The organism is Candidatus Spongiihabitans sp., from assembly GCF_965247905.1.
GTDB lineage: Bacteria > Pseudomonadota > Gammaproteobacteria > Arenicellales > Poriferihabitantaceae > Spongiihabitans.
In genome coordinates, this window is record NZ_OZ252047.1 from 1,065,521 (window position 1) to 1,079,218 (window position 13,698).

The following is a 13,698-nucleotide window of genomic DNA, read 5'->3' on the forward strand; positions in this document are numbered from 1 at the left end:
CCTAAAAATCAAGCCAGCGGATGAATCATATTTTCCGGACGGACGATTTTGTCGAATTCTTCTGCGCTGACGAAGCCGCCAACGATGGCCTCGTGGCGAAGCGTGGTGCCGTTTTTGTGCGCCATTTTGGCGATGGCGGTCGCATTATCGTAACCAATTATCGGCGCCAGGGCGGTGACCAGCATCAGTGAATTTTCCACCAACTCGGCAATCCGCGCGCGATTCGGCTTGATGCCGGCCACACAATGGTCGGTGAAGCTGACCGCCGCATCGCTGAGCAGGCGGATGGATTGAAGCACATTGTAGGCAATCACCGGCTTGAACACGTTGAGCTCAAAATGACCCTGGGCGCCAGCCACCGTGACCGTGACATGGTTGCCCATGACTTGGGCGCATACCATAGTCAGCGCCTCGCACTGGGTCGGGTTGACCTTGCCGGGCATAATCGACGAGCCGGGTTCGTTTTCGGGCAGCTGCAGTTCGCCGATTCCCGACCGCGGGCCGGATGCCAGCAGGCGAATATCGTTGGCTATTTTGTTAAGGCTGACCGCGATGACATTGAGCATTCCGGAAATTTCAACCATGGCGTCGTGGGTGGCCAGGGCTTCGAACTTGTTGGGTGCGGAGGTGAACGGAAGCCCGGTAAATGTCGCCACTTCGCTGGCGAACAGGTCGGCGAACCCGGATTTGGAATTGACTCCGGTACCCACCGCGGTGCCGCCTTGGGCCAACGGATAAATTCGCGCCAGGCTGCCTTCGATGCGCTCAGTGGAGAGCGCCATTTGCGCGGCGTAGCCGGAGAATTCCTGCCCGAGAGTGAGCGGCGTCGCATCCTGCAAATGGGTGCGCCCGATCTTGATTAAGTCGTCCCACTCGCTGGACTTGTTGTCCAGAGCCGAGTGCAGGCGTTGCAGCGCCGGCATCAATGCGTGTCGCAGTTGTTCGGCGGTGGCGATGTGCATCGCGGTTGGAAAGGTGTCGTTTGAAGACTGGCTCAGATTACAGTGGTCGTTGGGATGCACCGGCGATTTGGCGCCCATCTCGCCGCCGAGCCGTTGAATTGCCAGGTTGGAGATAACTTCATTGGCATTCATGTTCGACTGCGTGCCGGAGCCGGTCTGCCATACCACCAGAGGAAAGTTGTCGTCCAAGGCGCCGTCAATCACGTCTTGCGCCGCATCGGCGATAGCCGACCCGATTTCTTCATCCAACATTCCCTGAGCAATGTTGGTCAGCGCGGCGCAGCGTTTGATGATTCCCAAGGCCCGAATTAACGGTCGCGGCATGCGCTCGTTGCCGATTTTGAAATTGCTCAGAGAGCGCTGGGTTTGCGCGCCCCAATACTTGTCCGCCGGCACCTCAATGGCGCCGAAGGAATCGGTTTCGGTACGAGCGCCACTAAATTTACTTGTCGATTTACTTGCCACTTACTTGCCCAGGTTAGTTAACAGAATTATAAAAGTTTCGGTATGCAACATCAAAATGGCTAATGAGGGAATGATTGAGCGGATTGTTGATTGATTCATAATGGGTATATTTTACTCCAGTATCAGGTCGGCTGCCTTTTCTCCGACCATCATCGTCGGCGCATTGATATTGCCGGAGATTATCGATGGGAAGATGGAAGCGTCCGCCACTCGCAAGCCGCTGACGCCATGCACCTTGAGTTTGGGATCGACCACGTTGGCGTTGGCCTCCGCACCCATTTTGCAGGTGCCGCAGGGATGAAAGACAGTGTCGCATCTGGCGCGAATATCCTCGATCAACGCCCGGTCGCTGGCGACCTCCGCGCCTGGAACCAACTCTTTTTCAATTACCTTTGAGAGCGCATCGGTCGCGGCCAGTTTGCGTATGAACCGCACCCCCTCAAGCATCTCCTTAACATCCGCTTGCGTGGATAAATAATGAGGATGAATTTTTGGCGGCGTCGCGGCTTTAGCGGAATCGATGTGTAAATAACCGCGGCTGCTCGGTCGCAGGGGTTGTATGCCGATCAAGAAACCCGGAAAGGGATCGGGGTTCATCAACGGACGGACGCCCATGGGCGCTTTAAGGTAACTCACCGGCGAGAAGTAGAGTTGCAGATTAGGGCGGCTGAGATTTTCCCGGGTGCGAATAAAGCCGCCCGCCTGGTTAATGCTCAACGACAATGGGCCGTCTCGCAACAACAGATACTTCAATCCAGCAAGCAGTTTTCCAGGCCACGGAGACAACTCGTCATTGAGCGTGGCTACCCGCGAACGGTAAAAGTGGTTGATGCCCAGATGGTCCTGGAGATTTTGTCCAACCATTTTATTGGCGTGAACGACGTCGATGCCCAGTTCCTGCAGCCGCTTTGGATCGCCGACGCCGGACAATTGCAACAGTTGTGGAGAATTTATCGCGCCAGCGCACAGGATGACCTCTCTGCCGGCCCATGCGGTGCGTGTGCGCTTATGGCGCATAAACTCCACCCCTGCCGCTTTAGCATCGCGGAACACAATTTTGGTGGCCAGCGCGCCAGTGATCAGGTCCATATTTCTGCGCTTGAGCGCCGGACGAAGGTAGGCGCGCGCGGCCGACATTCTGCGCGCGCCTCGGGTAGTGAGTTGATAAATGCCCACACCTTCTTGTCGTTCGCCATTGAAATCGGGATTGAACGACTGCCCCAGTTCCTGACCGGCCTTTATAAAATTATCGCACAGCGCATGAACGCGATCCGATACGTCATCGACATGCAACGGACCCTCGGTGCCGTGGAAGTTTGCATCCCCCCGCTGTAAATTTTCATGTTGTAAATTTTCCATTTTTTTGAAATAGGGAAAAACGCCTTGCCAGTTCCACCCGGGATTGCCCTGCTTCGACCAGTCCTCGTAATCCTCCCGCTGCCCGCGAATATAGACCATGGCATTGATGCTGCTGCTGCCGCCCAGCACTTTTCCCCTGGGCCAGTAACTTGCCCGGTGGTTTGTTTGCGCATCCTTTTCGGTGCGGTATTTCCAGTTCACCCGCGCATCAAAGAAGGTGCGGCCGTAGCCGATCGGGGTTTGAATCCAGAACCGTTGGTCGGAACCGCCGGCCTCAAGCACCAACACCTTGTAGCTCCCCGATTCCGATAATCGATTGGCGACCACGCAGCCGGCCGAGCCTGCGCCGATGATAATATAATCATAGGTCACAATTTACTCCGGGTTGGGTTGATGCGGTCAAATAGAGTTTCAGTTCCGAGCAAAAAATGGACGCTTAATCGTGTTCAAAATCGTGTTCAAATCAGGCCTATACGACTGACCCATTATAATCAATATCGGATTTTTAACAATCCAACCCCAAAATACAGTCATCATCCAGATTGACGCGAATGAAAATTGCCCGCATAGAAACCTTTTTCAACGAATTCGTCGGCATGTTGAAAGTCACCACCGACAGCGGCGCTATCGGTTGGGGGCAAGTCGCGCCGTACCATGCCGACATTACGTGCCTGGTCGTTCATCGCCAGATCGCGCCCCATGCGCTAGGCCATGATTTGGGCCAGGACGCCATGAACATTGGCGCGTTGGTTGCCCGCATACCTGAACTTGAGCACAAATTTCCGGGCTCCTATCTGTGCCGAGCCCTGGCTGGTTTGGACACTGCGCTGTGGGATTTACGCGGGCGGTTGCAGGAAAAACCGGTATGCACATTGATCGGCGGCGAACCCGGCCGCCTGCGCGCCTATGCCTCATCGATGCAACGAAATATCACGGCTGAGCAGGAAGCGGCGCGACTGTCGCGGCTTCGAGACGAAAAAGGATTCGATGCATTCAAGTTTCGCATTGCCGCGGAATGTGGTCACGACCTTGATCAATGGCCAGGCAGAACAGAAAATATTGTTAAGTGGATGCGCGCCGCCATGGACGACATGGATGACGATGTCGCATTATTGGTCGACGCTAATTCCGGTTACTCGCCCGGCAAAGCCATCGAGGTCGGAAAATTTCTTGAGGATCAGGGCGTCTGCCATTTTGAAGAACCCTGCCCCTATTGGCAGCTTGAACAAACCAAAGCCGTCACCGATGCGCTCGCCATTGATGTAACGGGGGGTGAGCAGGACTGCGAACTGCCAACTTGGAAAAGAATCATTGATGACGGTGTGGTTAATATCATCCAACCCGATGTTTGTTATATCGGTGGATTAACCCGCGCATTGCAAGTTGCTGAAATGGCTGCCGAACGCGGACTGCCGTGCACGCCGCATTGCGCCAATCTATCGATGGTAACGCTGTTCACCATGCACTTTTTGCGCGCCATTCCCAATGCCGGCAAATATCTCGAGTTTTCCATCGAAGGCGAGGACTACTACCCCTGGCAGCAGGGATTATATGTTGAAGACCCATACACCATCGTCGATGGTTTTGCGACGGTGACCGACCAGCCGGGCTGGGGTGTAGAGATCAACCCGGACTGGCTGGATAAAGCGAGCTATCGGACAAGCCAGCTTGAGTAGGCGATAAGCAGGAGATGATGGGTGGGTGACGTTCTTGCGCAGTAATGACGACGGAGGAGGGTTCCCCACCATGCCCGCCGCCACCCGCCCGTCATTATCGGGCTTGACCCGATAATCCAGTCAAACACCCGCGGCGCCAGCCGCAACATTATAAAAAGCGGTGACGACTAGCCATTGAATTGGTGGGCGCAACCACTCTGCACCTTGCGGTTTTGGCCGCTTTTTGCTCCCGGCAATATTGCCACGGATGGCAGGGAGACGCCGGTTTGGCGGGGACGCTTTCGCATTATCCCGGCCGCTACCAGCCGCGCGGGATTGCACACGGCATCAGGCTGGTTTCGTCTTTGATTTCACCGTCTATTTCACTTTCAATTTCGCGGCCGGCTTCGCCGATTTCGGCGGATTGTGCTGAGCCGAGTGTAAGCCGGCATAAACGCCCACTTGTTTGAGCAGTTGTGCGTGGCTGCCGCGCTGAACAATTTTGCCCTGCTCAAGCACCAGAATTAGATTGGCGTTTTCGATGGTGGACAGCCGGTGGGCGATAATCAGGGAGGTGCGGTTTTTCAGCAGACGGCCGATGGCCGCCTGGATGTGCTGTTCGGAATGCGTATCCAGCGACGAGGTGGCTTCGTCCATGATCAACAACGGCGAGTCTTTGTACAATGCCCTGGCGATGGCGATGCGTTGCCGCTGACCGCCGGACAGCCGCACGCCCTGCTCGCCCACCAGCGTATCCAGCCCGGCCGCCATCGGCTCGACGAACTCCATCACGTTGGCGGCGATGGCGGCTTTGCGTAGCCTTTGTTGGTCGATTTCGCCTTTTTCACCATAAGCGATGTTGTTGCCGATGGTGTCATCAAACAGCATGATTTCCTGGGTAACGATGGCGGTGTTGGCGCGCAGGGATTTCAGCGTGACCGAGTCCAGCGGTTTTCCGTCCAGGCTAATCTGCCCATGGGTAGGGGAATAGAAGCGCAACAACAGCGAGGCGATGGTGGATTTGCCGCTGCCGGAAACCCCCACCAGCGCGACCGTTGTGCCGGCCTTGATGTCGATGGAGATATCATCGAGTATCGGCACCTCGTTGTTGCGGTAGCCAAACGAGACATTGCTGAAGCGCACCGCGCCGACCACGTTGTCAAGCTCGATGGCGCCGTTATCGCGCTCCTGCTCCAGATCGGTGGTGCGGAATATCGACTGCGCGCCGGCCAGCCCGGCCTGAATGACCAGATTGATTTTGGACAAACTGCGGATCGGCTTGGTCAGCATGACCATCGATGCCAGATAAGAGGAAAACACCCCGGGCGTGATGTCCTGATGCAACGCCACCCAAATCACGCCGGCCACCCCGGCGCCGGACAGAAACACCGTCAATGGCACGCTCACGGATTCAATCGCGGTTCGTTTCATCGCTTGTTGCCGGTTGTGGTTGTTGGCTTGCAGAAAAATTCGTCGTTGGTAATCGTAAGCACCGAATATTTTGACCACGCGATGGCCCTGCAGAGCTTCATGGGCAATGCGCGTGATCGCGCCGACGCTTTCCTGTATTCTTGAGCTGATGGCGCGGAAGCGCTTGCTGGAAATCTTGAAAATCAAAAACGCCAGTGGAATGATGATGCAAAACAGCAGCGACAGCTGCCAGCTCATATAGAACATCCACATCAACAGGAAGGCCGCCTTGAAGGTGTCGCGAAACAACACCCGAAAGGCGGTGCTGCTCGCGCTGGCGACCTGTTCGACATCGTATATCAGGCGCGCGGTTAAGACGCTACTTGAATTTTCGTCGTAAAAATGCGTCGGCGCGTGCAGCAAACGCTCGAACATCAACTGCCGCAAGTCCTGAATTACCCGGCGCGACACCCAACTCATGCAGTAGCTGTCGATGAAGTTGCCGAGCGCCCGAAGCAGCGCCAACCCCAGCAAAAATATCGGCACCCACTGGATAAACGCCAGGTCCCGGCTGACAAACCCCCGGTCGATGATCGGCTTGAGCATGGCCACGATGGCGGCATCGCCAGACGCGACCAGCAACATGCCTACCAGCGCAAACATGAACACCCATTTATACGGTAGCACATGAGCGAGAAGCCGGCGGTAGAGGCGGATGCCGGAGGCGGTGAGGGGGGGGCTGATCACGGAGTGGAATTTTGGTCGTTAGGCGCGGCATTTTACCCCATTCTCCGCCCGCCGGGGGCAAGTGCGCGAGGCATCGCATAGGTGGTAGACTTGGGACATGGAAAAACTTGTCCGGAGCCAGTTTGAACAGTTGATCAAAGGCGCGCGGGTTTTAGCAAGTGGCAGCCGCGGTCCGCGGGTCTATCTCACCGCGGATAGCAAAGTGGTCAAGTTATTCCGGCAAAAGGGGTTGCTGACTTCAAACCGGCTGTGGCCGTACGCGCTTCGATTCAGGCGCAATGCCGAGCGGCTCAAGGCGCTGGGGTTCCATTCGGTCACGGTGGAGACGGTAGCCCAATGCCGCGACCTGAACCTGCATCTGGCAGTCTATCCGTGGTTGCCCGGGCGGAGCATTCGCGAACTGGCTGTCCCCCCCCCCCCCCCCCCCCCCCCCCCCGCACCGACCAGCAACAACGGGCGTTGCAGCGGTTGCCCGCTTACCTGTGCGCCTTGCACCACAAGGGCGTGTACTGCAAGGCGCTGCACCTCGGCCAAATTCTGGTGCAGGCAGACGGTTCATTCGCCCTGATTGATATTCATTCGAGCAAATTCCGCGCCAGACCGATTTCGGTGAACCATCGAATCAGCCACTTCTTTAACACCCTGAGATATGCCGAGGATCGTGCCTCGTTGACTCGCTACGGCCTGGCGCGGTTTTTTGGCGACTACTTGCAGGGTTGCCAACTCGGCGAAAAGCACCAGGCAAAATTGCTAAGCAAACTCAGAAACTCAAGTTCGTTTCCCGAATTGGAACAGGCTCTTGGCGATTTATGAGCGCTGCAAAAATGCAAGTGGACTGCATTGTTAATCTACCCGCGAAGTTTTTTGAATACGCAAATCCCCGCCTGTTTGTGGTTTGTGTCCCATAAACGCCGTGGCTTTAATGGCGACAGCAACCGAGCGGGCGAGATTCTTTTTATTGATGCAAACGAATTAGTGCATTTAATCAATCGTCGCACACGCGAGTTCTCGGATGAAGATAGAAGCGTGAAAAGGCTGAGATTGGGAGGGTAAAGCAAATACCATAATCCTTGTTTTACTTTGTGGCATTAAAGTAAAATAGTGAAAACCTTATTTTACTTTGCTGAACGAAAAAAGAAAGACATAGTTATGAATATTCAAGATTTTAAAGCAGGCACTTATAAAAAAGGCAATCGCTACAGTTACTTCTTGCCCGAAAAGATCAATCATTCATTTTTCTGGAATGACGGCAGGATTGACGAATTGCTGGAACAAGCCGCTCTAAAATTAGGCGAGTTGAACGCCTTTTCCCGTTTCGTGCCCGACTCGGAGATGTTCATCCGAATGCACGTTTTCAAGGAAGCTGTCGTCTCCAGCAGAATTGAAGGCACCCGCACTGATATAGAAGAAGCGTTGCAGGATGAAAATGAGATTATGCCCGAACGACGCAACGACTGGCAAGAGGTCAACAACTATGCCGACGCGATGAAGCAGGCCATTGCGGAACTTGAAACGTTGCCGCTATCGCAACGGCTGATTAAAAATACGCACAAGACACTGCTCGCAAGCGGTCGCGGCAAGCACAAAACGCCTGGGGAGTTTCGGCGTTCGCAAAACTGGATCGGTGGCGCCAGCCTGCAAGATGCCGTGTTTATTCCGCCCGCGCATGGCGAGTTGCCGGATTTGTTGTTTGACTTTGAGCAGTTTTTGAACAACACGGAAATAAACATTCCCAAACTGATAAAAATCGCCATCGCCCATTACCAATTTGAGACCATTCATCCCTTCCTTGATGGCAACGGCAGAATAGGACGCTTGCTGATAACCCTGGACTTGGTGTCAAACAAAGTGCTAAGCGAACCGCTGTTATATCTTTCCAGTTTTTTCGAGAAACACAAAACCGCCTATTACGATGGACTCACTTTTGTGCGCACCAAAAATGATTTAGCACAATGGATAAAATTTTTCCTCACCGGTATCGTGCAAACGGCGGACCAGTCTGTCGCCACGCTGGATAAAATAATCAATCTGAAAGCCAGCATTGAAAACCAGCACATCATCACTATGGGCAAACGCTCAAAAAATGGCATGCTTGTTTTCCATAAACTGTTTGAAAATCCGATCATTACCGCCAAGGATGTGCAAACACACATCGGTCTGTCTGCCAAAGCCGCTAATGATCTGATACAGATATTTGTTGATAAACAGATTCTGCAAGAAATAACCGGCAGCCGCCGCAATCGGATATTCATGTTTAAAACCTATCTGCAATGTTTTGAGGAGTGAATGATGAAAGTAAAAGAATTAATCAAACTGTTGGAAAACCACGAATCCGACAAACAAGTCGTTATCAGAGGATACGAGGATGGCTATAACGATATTCTTAAAATTAGAAATTTGAGAATCATCCCACATCGAGACCAAAAAGAATCGCATAACGGGGAATACGATGAGGCATATAAAAAAGAAGCCATAAAAGTTTCAACGCCCGCGATTGAACTTTGGGGAGACAATACAAAGGCTGAATGGATGTGAGCGCAGTTGGTTTTGATAAACCTGATAAAGGTAGTGATGAAAGCTAAGATGGAAGGTTGGTGGGAGGTGAAGTTGGGGGATTTTGTTGATATTCATAACCAAACAAGAATCCCTTTGAGCAAAATGGAACGCTCAAAAAAACAAGGAAAGCCCAAGAAAATGTAAAAGTTCTTATAAGTATTGTGACGGACATTGCTATAAAAAATCCGAGAACTTATCCAATTTCAATAGCTATTATCAGTAATTTTATAAATTTTATGTCTAAGAAAGAAAAAGAATCCATAATCAAAAAAATAGAAAGAAAGTTCAAAAAAATCCCAAACACTGGTCATCTCGAGACATGGCTACAAAGGCTAACCTTAGGAATTGTTAGTAATATTGCCTATGATGAGAAACTATGTAGAAAAGTTAAAGATGATAAAATTGAATTGTGGTGTTCAGATTGGCTTGAGAAAAATATAAGAAAATCTATTAATGAAACAGAAATAGTTAATCAGAAAAAAATGAAAACATTGGATACTATTATTAGTACAGAGGAAGTAGCATTATTTAAAAAAGATTATTAAACTAACTATGAGTAAACTTTTTGAATCCGGCCTCGAAAACTTCACATTAGAACTGCTTCAAAAGCAGGGCTACGCCTATCTTCCCCGAAAGTCCAGGAAACCGAAAGACAAAGCCTTTCTGATGTTGTTTTGAATGGTCGGCTTAAAACCGCTGAAATCAACCCAATCACCAGATTTCAGGAAACCTTTGTGAATATGACCACTTTATAACATAAATTCACAAGTTATTGACATTTTCTGGTGAATTCATATACTCCCCGGCATGACCATCGCTGCACCCACCAGAATCAGGATTAAATCCTTACACCAACAATACGCCTCCCTTAAATCGGGCAAGGAATCCCTTTTAAATTTAATTGATGAGGCCGAAGTAGCGGAAAATGTTTACAACTCCAACGCCATAGAAAACTCCACCTTAAGCCTCAGCGAGACCGAGAAAATTTTGTTGGAAATGGAATTGTCGCGTAATGTTTCGGTGCGCGAAGTGTTTGAGGCGAAAAATTTGGCGCGAGTCATGGTGTATAAACGCAACAAAGTTAAAACCGAGCCGCTCACCGCGGACTTCATAAAACTTTTGCACAACATGTTGCTAGGCGGTATTGACGACTCTATCGCTGGGCGTTTTCGGCAAAACAATGAGTATGTGCGAGTGGGCGCGCACATCGCACCGCCTCCAGAACATGTTGAACCCATGATCAATAAAATTTTATGGTTCAAGATACTTTAAGGTATAGTGAAATGCTCATAACTAATTGTTCTATAAATGAAAAACAAGCATGTCATTCGTTGCCGAATTTCGGAGAAGAAATTCAGGGCGATTCCACGGCTGTTTCGCCTTGATATCGAGGCTTGCAAAGTCACACAAATCACCGGCATCTCTGGCCCGGCGACCAGCCGATTGTATATTCAAATCAGACAACGCATCGCCGGGCAATGCGAGCGTATGTGTTCACTAATTCATTGCCCGTTTTGCTCCTTTCCAGCGGTGTTTTAGCGCCGCCCTCTCGGTCGTCATTCTCGCCGAAGGCGGGAATCCAGTTAAATATCTGTCACGCGTAGCGTGACTCTTTTTGGCATCCGGCTTTGCCAGACACAAACCGGCGGCTTCGCCGCGTCTGGATTGCCCGGCCAATAATAATATGGGCCGGGCAATGACGACCCTTATTTGTCATTCTCGCCGGCAGGCGCAAAAAACCGCCCTCCCTGCCGTCATTCTCGCCGAAGGCGGGAATCCAGTTAAATATCTGTCACGCGTAGCGTGACTCTTTATTGGCATCCGGCTTTGCCAGACACAAACCGGCGGCTTCGCCGCTCTGGATTGCCCGGCCAATAATAATATGGGCCGGGCAATGACGACCCTTATTTGTCATTCTCGCCGCAGGCGGGAATCCAGTTAAAATATGTCGTCCGGCGTAGCCGGACTCCTTTGAAAGAGTGTGAGTCTCGCTTCAATATGCGCCACGAAAATAGGTGTCAATATCTGCTAAAATCTATCCGAAATCGACCGCTTAAAGTATCTTGAACCAATTTTATTGACCGACTCAAACGATTTGGATAGTTATTTTTTGGACAAGGTCGCCAAGTTTCATTTGGATTTTGAAACTATTCATCCATTTTGTGACGGCAACGGACGCATGGGGCGCGTGCTTATGAACTTTCAGTTGTTGGCGTTAGGCTTGCCGCGCGTAATCATTCGCAACAAAGAAAAAAAACCTACTATCAGGCTTTTAATGATTACAACAATAAACAACAAACAAAACCGATGGGAAAAATTGTGGCGTTGGCTTTGCTGGAATCATTGAATAAACGAATCACTTACTTAAAAGGGGAGCGCATTGTTCGTTTGTCGGATTATATTAAGCAACATAAACTTTCCGCTCCAAAATTAACCAACGCAGCAAAACGCCAAGCCATACCGGCTTTCCGAGAAAAAGAAATATGGAAAATTAGCCAAACCTACAAACCCGAAAAATAAAACTCAATGTTTAACTCTACGAGTCCGGCCTTGAAAACTTCACCCTCCCAAATGACAGGATAATTTTGTCGGCATAGTTCATTGAAAAACCGGCGACCGAATTAAATCGCTCGGCGACTGCTTCATTGGCCGGTATCGTCCGGGCTCATGCTTGGCAGCCGCGGTTGCGCTCGTCCGATTTTGATGGTTTCGCGGTAGATGATGTAAAGCCCGCTGGCGACCACGATGCCGACGCCGACCATGGTTGGCGTGTCCGGCAATTCGCGCCACAGTAAAAACCCCAGCAACGTCGCCCAGATCAGTGCGGAATATTCGAACGGCGAGACCACCGCTGCGGGCGCCAGACGGAAGGCGTGGGTCAGGCAGATCACGCCGATGCTGCCGAACAGGCCGGCCAGCGCGAATAGTCCGAGATCGCCCAGGCTCGGCGACACCCAGAAGAATGGCGCGATGATAATGCCGGTTAGCGTCATGCCGAGTTGCGGGTAGAGCATCAACGCCACAGTGCTTTCGGTGGACTTCAAAGCGCGCGTGGTGATCATCAACAGCGCGTAAACTGCGGCGCTGCCGAGTGCCACCAGCGCGGCCCATTGGAACACGCCTGCGCCGGGGCGCAGCATGATCAGAACGCCACAAAACCCGGCGCCGATGGCGGCCCAGCGGCGCAAGCCAACGGCCTCTTTCAATAATGGCACCGAAAGCAGGGTGATGAAGATTGGCGCGGCGAAGGTGATCGCCACCACGTCCGCCAGTTTCATCTGCGAGAGCGCCCAGAAAAAGCTGAAACTGAGCGCCAGCACCAGAATATATCGTCCGATATGCGCCAGCGGACGACTGGTTTTGAGCGCGCCTAGTCCGCCCTCGAAATGCGCCAGCAGACACAGCAACGGCAGCCCGAACCAGCTGCGCAGCGCGACCACCTGCGGCACCGGGAAATCGGCGGTCAGCCACTTGATGGTCGCGTCCATCACCGAGAAGGCGGCGATGCCGACGAGCATCAAGACGATGCCCAACATGGGCCGGTCGGCGCCGTCGAATCGATCGGTCACGGGCGAACCCTCGCGCATGGACAATGGCCCAGAGGCGCGCGGCAAGTCTGGCCAATATTAAGCCTGGTAATTTTTCCCGAATCAGTAATCATAGTGAATCATAATGCCACGAAATTGTGCTGTGCCGTTGCCGAAACACGATAAAAATAATGCCCCTGAATAATGCCCTGAATAATGATGCAACCGAACGATGCAATGCAAATTTAACGCCCGAGCGAACCCCCCCGTCATTCCGCCCGGCCGTCATTCCTGCGCAAGCCAGTGAAGCATTCGTCCCCGCTTCCGCGAAGGCAGCTCCCGTTTTCACGAGGGTAGGCTCTGTGCAACGGGACACGACCGCTAGGGAAGGCGGAAGTGCAAATAATGCAGGAGCAATTATTTGCCGACCGCTAGGGAAGGCGGAAGTGCAAATAATGCAGGAGCAATTATTTGCCGACCGCTAGGGAAGGCGGAAGTGCAGATTTGCCGGGAGCAAAAATCTGCCAAAACCATAATCCCAGAGCGAGCGCCAACCTCGCCGCCGGGTAATGTCAGCGGCTTGCACCGCTGGGTTTTTTCACTGGATTATCGGGTCAAGCCCGATAATGACGGGACACTAAAAGTTCGTCATTCCAGCCCCGGCCCGTCATTCCAACGAAAGTTGGAATCCAATCAACCATTGTCCCGCCCCGCGGGACACGACCGCTAGGGAAGGCGGAAGTGCAAATAATGCAGGAGCAATTATTTGCCGACCGCTAGGGAAGGCGGAAGTGCAAATAATGCAGGAGCAATTATTTGCCGACCGCTAGGGAAGGCGGAAGTGTCGACACCGTATGGAACGAGTATCGACCATGCCATCCGTGGCAATATTGCCGGGAGCAAAAATCTGCCAAAACCATAATCCCAAGGCATGCGCCAACCTCGCCGCCGCGACAGCGCACTGAAACGCCAGCGATATCACTCTGTGAAGCCAAGGTTGTTTACTCATTCAATCAT

20 protein-coding genes are annotated in these 13,698 nt (G+C 52.2%); 14 read left to right on the forward strand and 6 right to left on the reverse strand.

The window, feature by feature from the left end; all coding sequences use genetic code 11:
- Positions 1 to 8: 8 nt before the first annotated feature.
- The gene (gene fumC / locus ACP158_RS05390; RefSeq protein WP_424947926.1) at positions 9 to 1,427 is read right to left on the reverse strand and encodes a class II fumarate hydratase; all 1,419 of its coding nucleotides are present in this window, start codon (positions 1,425 to 1,427) and stop codon (positions 9 to 11) included.
- Between the two features lie 111 nt (positions 1,428 to 1,538).
- Positions 1,539 to 3,161 (reverse strand): GMC family oxidoreductase, encoded by a 1,623-nt coding sequence (locus ACP158_RS05395; protein WP_424948406.1) that lies wholly within the window; start codon positions 3,159 to 3,161, stop codon positions 1,539 to 1,541.
- A gap of 176 nt (positions 3,162 to 3,337) precedes the next feature.
- On the opposite strand from ACP158_RS05395, the gene ACP158_RS05400 reads away from it, so the two are divergent.
- Positions 3,338 to 4,462, forward strand: a complete 1,125-nt coding sequence (locus ACP158_RS05400; RefSeq protein WP_424947927.1) for a mandelate racemase/muconate lactonizing enzyme family protein — start codon at positions 3,338 to 3,340, stop codon at positions 4,460 to 4,462.
- Positions 4,463 to 4,819: 357 nt separating this feature from the next.
- Here ACP158_RS05400 and msbA read toward each other — a convergent pair whose 3' ends face one another.
- Positions 4,820 to 6,598, reverse strand: a complete 1,779-nt coding sequence (msbA, locus tag ACP158_RS05405) for a lipid A export permease/ATP-binding protein MsbA (RefSeq protein WP_424947928.1) — start codon at positions 6,596 to 6,598, stop codon at positions 4,820 to 4,822.
- A gap of 336 nt (positions 6,599 to 6,934) precedes the next feature.
- Between msbA and ACP158_RS05410 the strand changes: the two genes are divergently transcribed.
- The 9 genes from ACP158_RS05410 to ACP158_RS05450 all read left to right on the forward strand — a co-directional run bounded on the left by ACP158_RS05410 (position 6,935) and on the right by ACP158_RS05450 (position 10,693).
- Positions 6,935 to 7,411, forward strand: a complete 477-nt coding sequence (locus ACP158_RS05410) for a hypothetical protein (RefSeq protein ID WP_424947929.1) — start codon at positions 6,935 to 6,937, stop codon at positions 7,409 to 7,411.
- Positions 7,412 to 7,495: 84 nt separating this feature from the next.
- Complete coding sequence (locus ACP158_RS05415; RefSeq protein WP_424948407.1) at positions 7,496 to 7,651, forward strand: hypothetical protein; 156 nt, start codon at positions 7,496 to 7,498, stop codon at positions 7,649 to 7,651.
- 96 nt (positions 7,652 to 7,747) lie between these two features.
- On the forward strand, positions 7,748 to 8,884 hold the full coding sequence (locus ACP158_RS05420; protein ID WP_424947930.1) for a Fic family protein: 1,137 nt from the start codon (positions 7,748 to 7,750) through the stop codon (positions 8,882 to 8,884).
- Between the two features lie 3 nt (positions 8,885 to 8,887).
- A complete protein-coding gene (locus tag ACP158_RS05425) occupies positions 8,888 to 9,133 on the forward strand; it encodes a hypothetical protein (protein ID WP_424947931.1) in 246 nt (81 codons plus the stop codon).
- A 33-nt stretch (positions 9,134 to 9,166) separates the two neighbouring features.
- Positions 9,167 to 9,298 carry a hypothetical protein gene (locus ACP158_RS05430; RefSeq protein ID WP_424947932.1) on the forward strand — a complete coding sequence of 44 codons (132 nt, stop codon included), beginning with the start codon at positions 9,167 to 9,169 and terminating at the stop codon, positions 9,296 to 9,298.
- A gap of 92 nt (positions 9,299 to 9,390) precedes the next feature.
- The gene (locus tag ACP158_RS05435; protein ID WP_424947933.1) at positions 9,391 to 9,699 is read left to right on the forward strand and encodes a hypothetical protein; all 309 of its coding nucleotides are present in this window, start codon (positions 9,391 to 9,393) and stop codon (positions 9,697 to 9,699) included.
- A 7-nt stretch (positions 9,700 to 9,706) separates the two neighbouring features.
- Entirely contained in the window at positions 9,707 to 9,832 is a 126-nt protein-coding gene (locus tag ACP158_RS05440) for a hypothetical protein (protein WP_424947934.1), read from the forward strand.
- Positions 9,833 to 9,961: 129 nt separating this feature from the next.
- Entirely contained in the window at positions 9,962 to 10,426 is a 465-nt protein-coding gene (locus ACP158_RS05445) for a Fic family protein (RefSeq protein ID WP_424947935.1), read from the forward strand.
- 36 nt (positions 10,427 to 10,462) lie between these two features.
- Positions 10,463 to 10,693: a hypothetical protein gene (locus tag ACP158_RS05450; RefSeq protein WP_424947936.1), complete on the forward strand. Its 231-nt coding sequence runs from the start codon at positions 10,463 to 10,465 to the stop codon at positions 10,691 to 10,693.
- Here ACP158_RS05450 and ACP158_RS05455 read toward each other — a convergent pair.
- Both ACP158_RS05455 and ACP158_RS05460 read right to left on the reverse strand, forming a co-directional pair.
- The gene (locus tag ACP158_RS05455; protein ID WP_424947937.1) at positions 10,652 to 10,831 is read right to left on the reverse strand and encodes a hypothetical protein; all 180 of its coding nucleotides are present in this window, start codon (positions 10,829 to 10,831) and stop codon (positions 10,652 to 10,654) included. The two genes, ACP158_RS05450 and ACP158_RS05455, sit on opposite strands and share 42 nt — an antisense overlap.
- Before the next feature lie 115 nt (positions 10,832 to 10,946).
- A complete protein-coding gene (locus tag ACP158_RS05460; RefSeq protein WP_424947938.1) occupies positions 10,947 to 11,069 on the reverse strand; it encodes a hypothetical protein in 123 nt (40 codons plus the stop codon).
- Positions 11,070 to 11,249: 180 nt separating this feature from the next.
- Here ACP158_RS05460 and ACP158_RS05465 point away from each other — a divergent pair, with 180 nt between their 5' ends.
- Both ACP158_RS05465 and ACP158_RS05470 read left to right on the forward strand, forming a co-directional pair.
- A complete protein-coding gene (locus tag ACP158_RS05465) occupies positions 11,250 to 11,501 on the forward strand; it encodes a Fic family protein (protein WP_424948408.1) in 252 nt (83 codons plus the stop codon).
- Positions 11,462 to 11,674: a hypothetical protein gene (locus ACP158_RS05470; protein WP_424948497.1), complete on the forward strand. Its 213-nt coding sequence runs from the start codon at positions 11,462 to 11,464 to the stop codon at positions 11,672 to 11,674. The genes ACP158_RS05465 and ACP158_RS05470 overlap by 40 nt, the downstream gene beginning before the upstream one ends.
- Positions 11,675 to 11,796: 122 nt before the next feature.
- On the opposite strand, the gene ACP158_RS05475 is transcribed toward ACP158_RS05470, so the two are convergent.
- A complete protein-coding gene (locus ACP158_RS05475) occupies positions 11,797 to 12,723 on the reverse strand; it encodes a DMT family transporter (RefSeq protein ID WP_424947939.1) in 927 nt (308 codons plus the stop codon).
- A 379-nt stretch (positions 12,724 to 13,102) separates the two neighbouring features.
- On the opposite strand from ACP158_RS05475, the gene ACP158_RS05480 reads away from it, so the two are divergent.
- Together ACP158_RS05480 and ACP158_RS05485 are read left to right on the forward strand one after the other, a co-directional pair.
- Positions 13,103 to 13,411, forward strand: a complete 309-nt coding sequence (locus ACP158_RS05480; RefSeq protein WP_424947940.1) for a hypothetical protein — start codon at positions 13,103 to 13,105, stop codon at positions 13,409 to 13,411.
- A 36-nt stretch (positions 13,412 to 13,447) separates the two neighbouring features.
- On the forward strand, positions 13,448 to 13,603 hold the full coding sequence (locus ACP158_RS05485; protein ID WP_424947941.1) for a hypothetical protein: 156 nt from the start codon (positions 13,448 to 13,450) through the stop codon (positions 13,601 to 13,603).
- Positions 13,604 to 13,698: the final 95 nt, after the last annotated feature.